Source organism: Roseburia intestinalis L1-82, from assembly GCF_900537995.1.
GTDB lineage: Bacteria > Bacillota > Clostridia > Lachnospirales > Lachnospiraceae > Roseburia > Roseburia intestinalis.
Window position 1 is genome coordinate 592,954 of record NZ_LR027880.1, and the last position, 12,585, is coordinate 605,538.

Consider the following 12,585-nt stretch of genomic DNA (forward strand, 5'->3'; position numbering starts at 1 on the left):
TAAGATAAATATCAGCAGGATAAGTATAAACAGAACGATCAGAGCAGGAATGAGGTTTCATGTTTAACATCGCAGAAGAATTAAAAAAACTCCCGGATCAGCCGGGAGTTTATATTATGCATGACAGCCACGATGCGATCATCTATATCGGTAAGGCTGTCAGTTTACGAAAGAGAGTACACCAGTATTTCCAGCCGAGTCATGATGAGGGCATCAAAAAGGCACAGATGGTAAAACAGATCGCACGTTTCGAGTATATTATTACGGACTCGGAATTAGAGGCGCTTGTGTTGGAGTGCAACCTGATCAAGGAACATTGTCCAAAATACAATACCATGCTGCGCGATGACAAGACTTATCCCTATATCCGTGTGACGGTCGGTGAGGATTTCCCACGGGTACTCTTTTCACGTCAGCAGAAAAAAGACAAATCGAGATATTTTGGGCCATACACCAGTGCGGGGGCAGTAAAAGATACGATCGAGCTGATCAATAAGCTTTACCAGCTTCGTACCTGTAACCGTGTACTGCCGAGAGATACCGGCAAAGAGCGCCCGTGTTTAAATTACCATATCCATCAGTGCCAGGCACCCTGTCAGGGTTATATCAGCAGGGAAGAATACCGGGAAAGGATCGATGCTGCCGTCGAATTTTTAAATGGAAACTATGCACCGATCTTAAAATCCTTAGAAGAAAAAATGAACGAGGCATCCGAAAATCTGGAATTTGAAAAGGCAATCGAATACCGGGAGCTTTTAGGCAGTGTGCGCCAGATCGCGCAGAAACAGAAGATCACGCATACCGACGGTGAGGATAAAGACATCATCGCGCTTGCATCGGATGACAGGGATGCCGTGGTGCAGGTATTTTTCATCCGTGACGGAAAGCTGATCGGCAGGGATCATTTTTATGTCAGGGTCGGGACAGAGGATACCAAAAGCCAGATTTTAACAACTTTTTTAAAACAGTTTTATTCGGGAACGCCGTTTATTCCAAGGGAGATCATGCTGCCGGAGGAGATCGAGGATCACGAGGTCTTAGCCGAGTGGTTAACCGAAAAAAGAGGAGCCAGGGTTTATATCCGTGTTCCGCAAAAAGGTATGAAGGAAAAATTGGTAGAGCTGGCGCAGAAAAATGCAGAGCTTGTACTTTCCCAGGATCGCGAGAAGATCAAACGCGAGGAGGGAAGAACCATCGGCGCGATGAAAGAGATCGAGCATCTTCTGGGGATGGAGGGACTTTCCCGCGTGGAGGCATTTGATATTTCCAACATCAACGGTTTTGAGACGGTAGGATCCATGATCGTCTACGAAAAGGGAAAACCAAAACGCAGTGATTATCGTAAATTCAAATTAAAAACCATCACAGGGCCGGACGATTACGCATCCATGCATGAGGTTTTGACCAGACGTTTTACGCACGGTATGCACGAAAAAAAAGAACTTGCAGAACGGGAAATGTCAGAGGAATATGGAAGTTTCACAAGATTTCCGGATCTGATCATGATGGATGGCGGCCGCGGACAGGTAAACATTGCATTAAAAGTGCTTGATGAACTGAAAATAAATATTCCGGTCTGCGGTATGGTAAAGGATGATAATCACCGCACCAGAGGGTTATACTATCAGAATAAAGAGATACCGATCGACCGGACAAGCGAGGGCTTTAAACTGATCACGAGGATCCAGGATGAAGCGCACCGTTTTGCCATCGAGTATCACAGATCTTTAAGAAGCAAAGAACAGGTACATTCCGTACTTGACGATATTCCGGGCATCGGTTCGGCACGAAGAAAAGCCTTAATGCGCCGGTTCCAGTCACTTGAGGCGATCCGTGAGGCTTCGGAGGAAGAACTCGCAAAGACAGAGTCGATGAATGAGCAGGCGGCACGGGCAGTTTATTCTTTTTTCCGGGAAGATAAACACGGGTATTCAAGTTGAAGAATTCCGGTATCTATGGTAAAATGTCGTCAGAATCGTTACGAAAAATATGTTTAGGAGAGGACAAAGGATATGGAAGGTGTTGGAGTAGCAAAGATCGCGCAGATCATGGATTTATGTAATTTTCTGCCGGATATGGAATTAAAGGGACATCGCATTATGATCAGTGATGTAAACAGACCGGCGTTACAGCTCAGTGGTTATTTTAAACACTTTGAACAGTCGAGGGTTCAGATCATCGGTACGGTAGAGTACACATATCTGCAGCAGTTAGACGAGGAAAAACGTGAAAAGATTTACAGTGAATTTATGGGATATGATATTCCGTGTGTTATTTTCTGCAGGGATCTGCGGCCGGATGATTCTTTCCTGAAAATTGCAGAGGAGAAAAATATTCCGGTGCTTGGCACAAAACGCAGTACTTCCGAATTCATGGCAGAGCTTATTTATTGTCTGAATGAACAGCTTGCACCGTGTATTACAATCCATGGCGTTTTAGTAGATGTCTACGGCGAAGGACTTCTGATCATGGGTGAGAGTGGTATCGGAAAAAGTGAGGCTGCACTCGAACTGATCAAACGAGGACATCGTCTTGTAACGGATGATGTGGTGGAAATCCGCAAGATCAATGAGCATACACTCATCGGAACGTCACCGGATATCACACGTTACTTTATCGAACTTCGCGGTATCGGAATCATCGATGTGAAAACACTGTTTGGTGTAGAATGTGTCAAGGAAAAACAGCAGATCGACCTTGTGATCAAGTTAGAGGACTGGAAGAAAGAAAATGAGTACGACCGTCTTGGATTAGAGGAAGAATATACAGAGTTTCTTGGCAACAAGGTAGTATGTCACTCACTCCCGATCCGTCCGGGACGTAACCTTGCCGTCATCTGTGAGGCGGCGGCTGTCAACCACAGACAGAAAAAGATGGGATACAATGCAGCACAGGAGCTTTACCGCCGTGTGCAGGAAAATCTCACAAAAAAATCTTCGGACGATGATGAGTAAAAGCCCGGAGTCAAAAGAATAGCATAAATGGAGGCAATATCAGTCATGGAAAGAAAAAACGCATGGGAGAAATACCCGGAAGGCAAAAAAAGAGAAGAGGTATTTCAGTTTGCAGAGGATTACAGAAAATTTATTTCTGAGTGCAAAACAGAGCGTGAATGTACCACAGAATTTGCAAAAAGAGCCGAGAAAGCAGGTTTTGTAAATCTGGATGAAGTATTAGAAAAAGGAACAAAATTAAAAGCAGGCGACCGTGTGTATGCGAATAACATGGGAAAAGGAATTGCCATGTTCGTGATCGGAAAGAAAGACTTAGAGGCTGGAATGAACATCCTTGGCGCACATATCGATTCCCCGCGTATGGATTTAAAACAGGATCCGTTATATGAGGATACCGATTTCGCAATGTTAGACACCCATTATTATGGTGGAATCAAGAAATACCAGTGGGTGACACTTCCACTTGCACTGCACGGTGTGATCGCCAAAAAAGACGGTACCGTTGTAAAAGTCAATGTCGGAGACAAACCGGGCGATCCGGTATTTGGCGTCAGCGATCTTTTGATCCATTTATCCGGAGAGCAGCTTGAGAAAAAGGCAGCGAAGGTGATCGAGGGAGAGAACCTTGATCTGATCATCGGAAGTATTCCGGCAGAGGAAGCGGGCGATGACAAAGAGGATGCAAAAGAAAAAGTAAAAGCAAATATCATGAAGATCCTTGCAAAAGAATATGATATAGAGGAAGAAGATTTCTTATCTGCAGAGATCGAAGTCGTTCCGGCAGGAGAGGCAAGAGATTACGGTTTTGACCGCAGCATCATCATGGGATATGGACATGATGACAGAGTATGTGCATACCCTTCCTTTATGGCAATGCTTGCAATGGAAAAACCGGAGATCACGAGTGTCTGCCTGCTTGTAGACAAAGAGGAAATCGGCAGTGTCGGGGCAAGCGGCATGCAGTCACGTTTCTTCGAAAATACCGTTGCAGAGGTCATGAATGCAGCAGAAGATTATTCGGAATTAAAATTAAGACGTGCCCTGAAAAACTCCAAAGTACTTTCATCGGATGTATCCGCTGCATTTGATCCGAATTATCCGTCTGTTATGACAAAACGCAATGCAGCATATTTTGGAAGAGGACTTGTATTTAACAAATACACCGGAGCGAGAGGGAAATCCGGCTCTAACGATGCCAATGCAGAGTATGTCGGATATTTAAGAAATATCATGGATAACAACAATGTGTCATTCCAGACGGCAGAGCTCGGAAAAGTAGATCAGGGTGGCGGTGGAACTATCGCATACATTCTGGCAAACTATGGAATGAGTGTTATCGACAGCGGTGTTGCAGTGTTAAACATGCATGCTCCGTGGGAACTCATCAGCAAAGTAGACTTATATGAAGCATATAACGGTTATGTCGCATTCTTAAAAGAAGCGTAAGACCACAGAATTGAGGAAAGCATGAATCAGCAGTTTTTGACAGAACTTAAAGCAGTCACAGCAGAAAACAGAATTTTTACGGACGAACCGATGAAAAAACATACGACATTCCGTGTGGGCGGCCCGGCAGATATTTTAGTGCAGCCAAAGGGAACAGAGCTTGCGGCGGTCATCCGTCTGTGCAGGAAGTATGATGTCCCGTATCAGGTCATCGGAAACGGGAGCAATCTTTTAGTGGGCGACCGCGGGATCCGGGGACTTGTGATCGAGATGCTGTCAAAAGAAGATGAGATTTGTGTGGAGGACGACTGTATCACCGTGGGTGCGGGAATGCTGCTGTCAAAGACAGCAAACCGTGCTGCGGAGCACGGACTGACCGGTATGGAATTCGCTGCCGGTATCCCGGGCAGAATCGGTGGTGCAGTTGTCATGAATGCGGGCGCTTACGGTGGTGAGATGAAAGATATTTTAACCGCCGTGACCGTCTTAGATCAGGAAGGAAATGAGAAGATTCTTTCTGCAGAAGAGCTTGAACTGGGTTACCGGACAAGCTGTATTTTAAAAAAAGGCTACATTGTAACGGGAGCTAAGATCAAACTGAAACACGGGGAAGAGACAGCAATCCGTGCCCGCATGGAGGAGTTAAAGAAGCAGAGAGTGGAAAAACAGCCGCTTGAATATCCGAGTGCGGGAAGTACATTTAAAAGACCGGAAGGATATTTTGCAGGAAAACTGATCATGGATGCGGGATTAAGAGGTTATCTGGTGGGAGAAGCGCAGGTGTCGGAAAAACACTGTGGATTTGTCATCAACCGCGGAAATGCAACAGCGGCAGATGTAAGAACCCTGATGCAGAATGTAGCGGATATTGTAGAAGAAAAGTTTGGTGTCAGATTAGAGCCGGAAGTTAAGATGATCGGTGAATTTTAAACAGGATTTGGATGCGCGCAAAGCGTTTTGAAATGGAGAAAAAAGATGAAGTTCGTAATTTTAACAGGAATGTCGGGAGCAGGAAAAAGTACAGCGATAAAAATGATGGAAGATATTGGGTTTTATTGCGTGGATAATCTACCGATCCCATTGCTGGAAAAGTTTGTGGAACTTACAACATTACAGAGCGCAGAACTGCAGAAAGTTGCAGTCGGCATCGATATCAGAAGCGGACAGTCATTTGATGAGCTGCATGGTGTATTAGACCACATGAAGGATAATGGGGTTGAATACGAGATCCTGTTTTTGGATGCCGAAGATTCTGTTCTGGTAAAACGATATAAGGAAACGAGAAGAAATCATCCTTTAGCGGGCGGCGAGCGCGTGGACAAGGGAATTGAAGAGGAAAGAAAGCGTCTGGCGTTTTTAAAGGAGCGCGCAGACTATATTATAGATACAAGCCAGCTTTTGACGAGAGAGTTAAAAGCGGAGTTGGACAAAATATTTATACAGAATCAGGACTACAAGAATCTGTTTATTACGATTTTGTCATTTGGATTTAAATATGGAATACCGGTCGATTCTGATCTGGTATTTGATGTCCGTTTTTTACCAAACCCGTATTATGTGGAGGGTTTACGGGCAAAGACCGGAAATGATAAAGAAATTCAGGATTATGTCATGCAGTTTCAGGAAGCAAATGTTTTTTTGGACAAACTTGAAGATATGTTAGAGTTTCTGATCCCGAATTATATCACGGAGGGCAAGAATCAGCTTGTGATCTCCATAGGATGTACGGGAGGAAAACACAGGTCTGTAACACTGGCAAATGAATTATACAAACGTCTGTCAGGGAAAAAGGGTTATGGACTGAAAATCGAGCATCGTGATATTGGCAAAGATGCTTTAAGGGGAAAATAAAAGATGTCTTTTTCAAGTGAAGTGAAACAGGAGTTAGCAAAGCAGAGTGGAAAGAGCAGACATTGTCAGATCGCTGAACTTGCGGCGTTAGTTGCTTTTGACGGAAAGCGTCAGCAGCTGATCGGGGATGCGGGAGATGTGCTGGATTCGGAAAATCCGCTTCTGCAGGAAAAATATGGACTGTTACTGGCACAGCTGTTCCATGTTAATATAGAAGAGATAGATACATTGCCACCGGAACGCATTCTTGAGACAATCAAGATGTGGAATCAGTCTTTAAGGTGTGCAGATATCACAGAGACGGTAAATGGTATTTTACTGCAGCAGACATGTTGCAGGCGGGCATATATCCGGGGAGCATTTTTAGCAGGTGGATCGATCAGTGATCCGAATAAGTCTTATCATTTTGAGATTGTCTGCCGGGAAATTGCGCAGGCGAAACAGCTTCAGGATGCAATCAACAGTTTTGAGATGGAAGCAAAGATCGTAGAACGAAAGAAACACCAGGTCGTATATTTAAAGGAAGGTGCCCAGATCGTGGATATGTTAAATATCATGGAAGCACATGTGGCACTGATGAATCTTGAAAATGTGCGTATCTTAAAAGAAATGAGAAATTCTGTCAACCGAAAGGTAAATTGTGAGACGGCAAATATCAGCAAGACTGTGGCGGCAGCCGTAAAACAGCTTGGCGATATTGAATATATTAAACAGAATGCAGGCTTAGACAGTCTGCCTGAAAACCTAAAAGAAATGGCGTTGCTGCGGTTAGAGTATCCGGATACACCGCTTAAGGAACTGGGAACATATCTCGATCCTCCGGTCGGAAAATCGGGAGTGAACCACAGGCTGCGCAGGATCAGTGAGATTGCAGATGAGCTGCGTGAAAAAGAATAATGTGGAAATATATTATTGATACGTAGCTGCTGTATTGGAGCATAAACATAAAGTGTGTAAAAAGCAGCACAGGAATGGAGGGTAGTGTGAAAAATAAGATTTTTCACACGTAAGATTTGTGCTAACGCACAAACTTGAGATGCGCAAAAAACAGCGCAAGAATGGAGATTATCATGAAAAAGGGTGTAGTGGTAAACATGCAAAACGACTTAGAGGCAAGACCAATTGCGCTTTTAGTGCAGAAGGCAAATCAGTTTTCCAGTCAGATCTATATGGAATCCGGGGATAATAAGAGAGTCAATGTCAAAAGCATTATGGGCATGATGAGTATGGCTCTTTTAAATGGAGAAGAGGTTGTGATCGATGCTGAGGGTGAGGACGAAGAGGCTGCAGCTGCGGCAATCGAGGAATTCCTGACAAAATAACAGAACAGGTGTAGGGAGCGTATGGAAGAAAAGAAAACATTACTATTTATTTTCAATCCGTTTTCCGGAAAAGCACAGATCAAAAATCAGCTGATGGATATTGTGGATACCATGGTAAAAGCTGGATATGAGGTAACGATTTACCCGACACAGGCACCGGAAGATGCGATACATAAGGTGGAAGTGGACGCAGAGAAATATGATCTTGTTGTATGCAGCGGAGGGGACGGTACACTTGATGAAGTGGTAAGCGGTATTATGCACAAAGGGCTTACCGTGCCTTTGGGATATATTCCGGCGGGCAGCACGAATGACTTTGCAACATCACTGGGAATCCCGAAAGATATGGTCAAAGCAGCCGATGCAGCGGTGAATGGAAGAACATTTCCTTGTGATATTGGTGCATTTAACAATGATTATTTTGTCTATGTGGCAGCGTTTGGTCTTTTTACGGAAGTGTCTTATAAGACAAGCCAGGAGTGGAAAAATGTACTTGGACATGCGGCATATATCCTTGAGGGAATGCGCAGTCTGCATGATATCCCGTCTTTCACTATGCAGGTAGAGTACAATAATGTGCGGATCCAGGATGAATTTATCTATGGAATGATCAGCAATTCCACATCGGTGGGTGGATTTAAGGGAATGACCGGAAAAGATGTGCTTTTAGACGATGGCGTGTTTGAGGTTACCCTGATCAAAAAACCACGCAATCCGATTGAACTCAACGAGATTATTGCATCACTCATCAATCTGGTGGATGATACGGATATGATCTATTCGTTTAAGTCAGATGAAGTAGAGTTCATGGCAAGAGAGGAAGTTCCTTGGACATTGGACGGGGAATTTGGCGGAGCGCATGAGGAAGTTATCGTAAAAAATATCTGCCGTGCTGTCGATATTATGGTTCCGGCAAACAAATGAGAAAGATTGTTATAAATTTAACTTTATTTTTTGAAAGAAGTAATATATAATACCCATAGGGTAAAAATATTAATTTTATGGAGGAATAGCATATGTTAGTATCTGCAAAAGAAATGTTAGACAAAGCAAAAGCTGGTCACTATGCAGTTGGTCAGTTCAACATTAACAACCTGGAGTGGACAAAATCTGTTCTGCTTACAGCAGAGGAGTTAAGATCCCCGGTTATCTTAGGTGTTTCTGAAGGCGCTGGAAAATATATGACAGGTTTCGGTACTGTAGCAGCTATGGTAAAAGCTATGCATGATGAGTTAGGCATCACAGTTCCGGTTGCATTACACTTAGATCATGGTACCTACGAAGGATGCTATAAATGTATCAAAGCAGGATTCACATCCATCATGTTCGACGGATCTCATTACCCAATCGATGAGAACGTTGAGAAAACCAAAGAGCTCGTATCCGTTGCCCATGCAATGGGAATGTCCATCGAGGCAGAAGTTGGTTCTATCGGTGGTGAGGAAGACGGAGTTGTAGGTATGGGCGAGTGCGCTGATCCGGAAGAGTGCAAGAGAGTTGCAGATCTTGGCGTGGACATGCTTGCAGCAGGCATCGGTAACATCCATGGTAAATATCCGGCAAACTGGAAAGGATTAAGCTTCGAGACTCTTGATTCTATCCAGAAATTAACAGGCCAGATGCCGTTAGTACTTCACGGAGGTACAGGTATTCCGGAAGACATGATCAAGAAAGCAATCTCCCTTGGAGTAGCTAAGATCAACGTTAACACAGAGTGCCAGTTATCTTTCGCAGATGCTACACGTAAATATATCGAAGCTGGTAAAGATTTAGAGGGTAAAGGATTTGATCCGCGTAAATTATTAGCTCCGGGTGCAGAAGCTATCAAAGCTACTGTAAAAGAGAAAATGGAACTGTTCGGTTCTGTTGGCAAAGCTGAATAATATTGTCGCACAGACGGAAGTCCACTTTCCATAATGTTATATTTAACAAAGATTTCAGACTTTACATGAATTTATTGTTCAATATAGCAAAATGATAAAAAAGTAAAATTTTTCTCTTGCATTTTGGAGAGAAAAGTATTATCTTAAGTTCAACAAAACAAATGTGAGAGATGAACAAGGGCGTTCCAAGTAGCTTGGAATGCTCTTTTTTTGTAAGAAGTTGTCACACAATTTCTCATAAAAGCCATATAGGAGAAATTTCTTACTGACATTCATCCACTTTCAAGGTACAATAAGAAATGAGAATTTAAGATCTCTTACATTTGTTCAAAAAAGCAGGGAATAGTCTCAGGGGATTAGACCGGTGAAGAAGAAAGGATGTAGAACATGAGCGAAACAGGATACTTAAATGTAGCAGAGATTTTTGGCGAGAACGTATTCAATGATGCAGTGATGCAGGAGCGTCTGCCAAAGAAGGTTTACAAGAAGTTAAAGGAAGTAATTCAGGAAGGTCGCGAGTTAGACCTTGAAACAGCAGATGTTGTTGCGCATGAGATGAAAGAATGGGCAATCGAAAAAGGTGCAACACATTATACTCACTGGTTCCAGCCGCTGACCGGAGTAACAGCAGAGAAACATGATTCATTCATTACAGCACCGATGGAGAATGGCAAGGTACTAATGAGCTTTTCCGGTAAAGAACTGATCAAAGGTGAGCCGGATGCATCTTCTTTCCCATCCGGTGGTTTAAGAGCTACATTCGAGGCAAGAGGATATACAGCCTGGGATTGTACCTCACCGGCATTTGTAAGACAGGATGCAGCAGGCGCAACACTTTGTATCCCAACAGCTTTCTGTTCTTACACAGGAGAAGCACTCGATCAGAAAACACCGCTTCTTCGTTCCATGGAAGCTATCAATGAACAGGCATTACGTCTTGTAAGATTATTCGGTAATACGACATCAAAGAGAGTGACTCCTTCTGTTGGACCGGAGCAGGAGTACTTCATCGTAGACAGACAGAAATATTTACAGAGAAAAGACCTTATCTTTACCGGTCGTACTTTATTCGGTGCAATGCCTCCAAAAGGTCAGGAGATGGACGATCATTACTTCGGTGCGATTCGTGAGAGAATCGCAGCATTCATGAAGGATGTAAACGAAGAACTCTGGAAATTAGGTGTCAGCGCAAAGACACAGCACAACGAAGTTGCACCTGCACAGCATGAGTTAGCTCCGATCTACGCACAGGCTAACATCGCAGTAGACCACAACCAGTTGGTAATGGAGACATTAAAGAAAGTAGCCGGACGTCATGGCTTACAGTGCCTGCTTCATGAAAAACCATTTGCAGGTGTCAATGGTTCCGGTAAACATAACAACTGGTCAATTACAACGGATGATGGAATCAACCTGTTAGAGCCAGGCAAGACACCTCATGAGAATGTACAGTTCTTATTAGTACTTACCTGTATCTTAAAAGCAGTTGACAAACATGCAGATCTTTTAAGAGAGTCCGCAGCAGATGTCGGAAACGACCACAGATTAGGAGCAAACGAGGCACCGCCAGCAATCGTTTCCGTATACTTAGGAGAGCAGCTTCAGGATGTATTATCACAGCTGATCAGCACAGGCGAAGCTACACACAGTCTTGCTGGACAGAAATTAGAGACAGGTGTTAAGACACTTCCTGATTTTATGAAAGATGCGACAGACCGTAACAGAACATCACCGTTTGCATTTACCGGTAATAAATTTGAATTCCGTATGGTAGGTTCCCAGGATTCTATCGCTCAGCCGAACGTTGTATTAAATACAATCGTTGCAGAGGCATTTGCAGAGGCATGTGATGTTCTTGAAAAAGCAGATGACTTTGATATGGCAGTACATGATCTGATCAAAGAATATGCAACAGAGCATCAGGGAATCGTATTCAACGGAAACGGTTATTCGGATGAGTGGGTAGCAGAAGCTGAGAGACGCGGACTTCCAAATATCCGTTCCATGGTAGATGCAATCCCTGCATTAAATACAGAGAAATCTGTGAAATTATTTGAAAAATTCAAAGTATTTACAAAGGCAGAGTTAGACTCCCGTGTTGAGATCGAGTATGAGACATACTCAAAAGAGATCAACATCGAGGCAAGAGCTGCAATCGATATCGCAACTAAACAGATTATTCCGGCTGTTATCAAATACACAACCGTACTTGCTGAGTCTATTACTTCTGTAAAAGCAGCATGTGGTGCGGATGTCAGCGCTCAGACAGAGATCCTGACACAGGTTTCCTCTTTACTGGCTGATTCCAAGAAGGCACTGGCAAAATTACAGGAAGTAACGGAAAAAGCTGCAGAGATGGAAGAAGGAAGAGATCAGGCTGTATACTACAGAGATGAAGTTAAGACGGCAATGGATGAGTTAAGAGCACCGATTGATAAACTTGAAATGTTAGTTGACAAATCTATGTGGCCAATGCCATCTTATGGCGATCTGTTATTTGAGGTATAAACATATCTCAAAACAATAATAGATGTGTGAATCCTGGATTTAACAGCGGGTTTGGCAGCAGATGAAAATCTGCTGTCATGACCGCAGACAGGATGGAAAACAAGGAGGAAAATCCTCTGCTCGCCAATGGGCTCGCATTTTTCTCCGAAAAACAAGGAGGATTAGTATGAAGAAATTAGAGATTATTATTAAACCTGAAAAATTAGAAGATCTTAAGGCGTTGCTTGACAGTGAAGAAGTAAATGGTCTTAACATTGTAAACAGTATGGGTTATGGTAATCAGAAGGGTATTATCAAAAATTACCGTGGTGCAGAGTATGCAGTCAATCTATTGCCGAAAATTAAAGTAGAAACAGTTGTGACAGATGAAGTTGCTCCAAAGCTGATCGACAAGATCGTAGAGCAGATTAATACCGGTCACATCGGTGATGGTAAAATTTTCATGTATGAGGTGGAAGACGCGATCCGTATCCGAACAGGCGAGCATGGTGTAGATGCACTGTAAGTTTTTTGGATGAAATGAGGAGTCATCTGAAAAATAAGAAAAGGATCATGAATATAACATTATGAGAAAAATTGAATCAGGAAGAAATCATTATCAAAGGAGATAATTGTGACACA

At 43.2% G+C, this 12,585-nt stretch carries 11 protein-coding genes; all 11 read left to right on the top strand.

Annotation, left to right across the window (positions count from 1 at the left end; all coding sequences use genetic code 11):
• Nucleotides 1–59: 59 nt before the first annotated feature.
• The 11 genes from uvrC to RIL182_RS03015 all read left to right on the top strand — a co-directional run bounded on the left by uvrC (nucleotide 60) and on the right by RIL182_RS03015 (nucleotide 12,469).
• On the top strand, nucleotides 60–1,940 hold the full coding sequence (gene uvrC / locus RIL182_RS02965; protein WP_006855235.1) for an excinuclease ABC subunit UvrC: 1,881 nt from the start codon (nucleotides 60–62) through the stop codon (nucleotides 1,938–1,940).
• 72 nt (nucleotides 1,941–2,012) lie between these two features.
• Nucleotides 2,013–2,954, top strand: coding sequence for an HPr(Ser) kinase/phosphatase (gene hprK, locus RIL182_RS02970; RefSeq protein ID WP_006855234.1), 942 nt, complete (start codon nucleotides 2,013–2,015; stop codon nucleotides 2,952–2,954).
• A 45-nt stretch (nucleotides 2,955–2,999) separates the two neighbouring features.
• The gene (locus RIL182_RS02975) at nucleotides 3,000–4,400 is read left to right on the top strand and encodes an aminopeptidase (RefSeq protein WP_172606694.1); all 1,401 of its coding nucleotides are present in this window, start codon (nucleotides 3,000–3,002) and stop codon (nucleotides 4,398–4,400) included.
• 21 nt (nucleotides 4,401–4,421) lie between these two features.
• Entirely contained in the window at nucleotides 4,422–5,330 is a 909-nt protein-coding gene (murB, locus tag RIL182_RS02980) for a UDP-N-acetylmuramate dehydrogenase (protein WP_006855232.1), read from the top strand.
• A gap of 45 nt (nucleotides 5,331–5,375) precedes the next feature.
• Nucleotides 5,376–6,251 carry an RNase adapter RapZ gene (rapZ, locus tag RIL182_RS02985; protein WP_006855231.1) on the top strand — a complete coding sequence of 292 codons (876 nt, stop codon included), beginning with the start codon at nucleotides 5,376–5,378 and terminating at the stop codon, nucleotides 6,249–6,251.
• 3 nt (nucleotides 6,252–6,254) lie between these two features.
• A complete protein-coding gene (gene whiA / locus RIL182_RS02990) occupies nucleotides 6,255–7,148 on the top strand; it encodes a DNA-binding protein WhiA (RefSeq protein WP_006855230.1) in 894 nt (297 codons plus the stop codon).
• A 161-nt stretch (nucleotides 7,149–7,309) separates the two neighbouring features.
• The gene (locus RIL182_RS02995; protein ID WP_006855229.1) at nucleotides 7,310–7,573 is read left to right on the top strand and encodes an HPr family phosphocarrier protein; all 264 of its coding nucleotides are present in this window, start codon (nucleotides 7,310–7,312) and stop codon (nucleotides 7,571–7,573) included.
• A gap of 21 nt (nucleotides 7,574–7,594) precedes the next feature.
• Nucleotides 7,595–8,497 (top strand): diacylglycerol/lipid kinase family protein, encoded by a 903-nt coding sequence (locus tag RIL182_RS03000; RefSeq protein ID WP_006855228.1) that lies wholly within the window; start codon nucleotides 7,595–7,597, stop codon nucleotides 8,495–8,497.
• 92 nt (nucleotides 8,498–8,589) lie between these two features.
• On the top strand, nucleotides 8,590–9,456 hold the full coding sequence (fba, locus tag RIL182_RS03005) for a class II fructose-1,6-bisphosphate aldolase (protein WP_006855227.1): 867 nt from the start codon (nucleotides 8,590–8,592) through the stop codon (nucleotides 9,454–9,456).
• A 387-nt stretch (nucleotides 9,457–9,843) separates the two neighbouring features.
• Nucleotides 9,844–11,964, top strand: a complete 2,121-nt coding sequence (locus RIL182_RS03010) for a glutamine synthetase III family protein (protein WP_006855226.1) — start codon at nucleotides 9,844–9,846, stop codon at nucleotides 11,962–11,964.
• A 166-nt stretch (nucleotides 11,965–12,130) separates the two neighbouring features.
• Complete coding sequence (locus RIL182_RS03015; protein WP_006855224.1) at nucleotides 12,131–12,469, top strand: P-II family nitrogen regulator; 339 nt, start codon at nucleotides 12,131–12,133, stop codon at nucleotides 12,467–12,469.
• The last annotated feature ends 116 nt before the right edge of the window (nucleotides 12,470–12,585 follow it).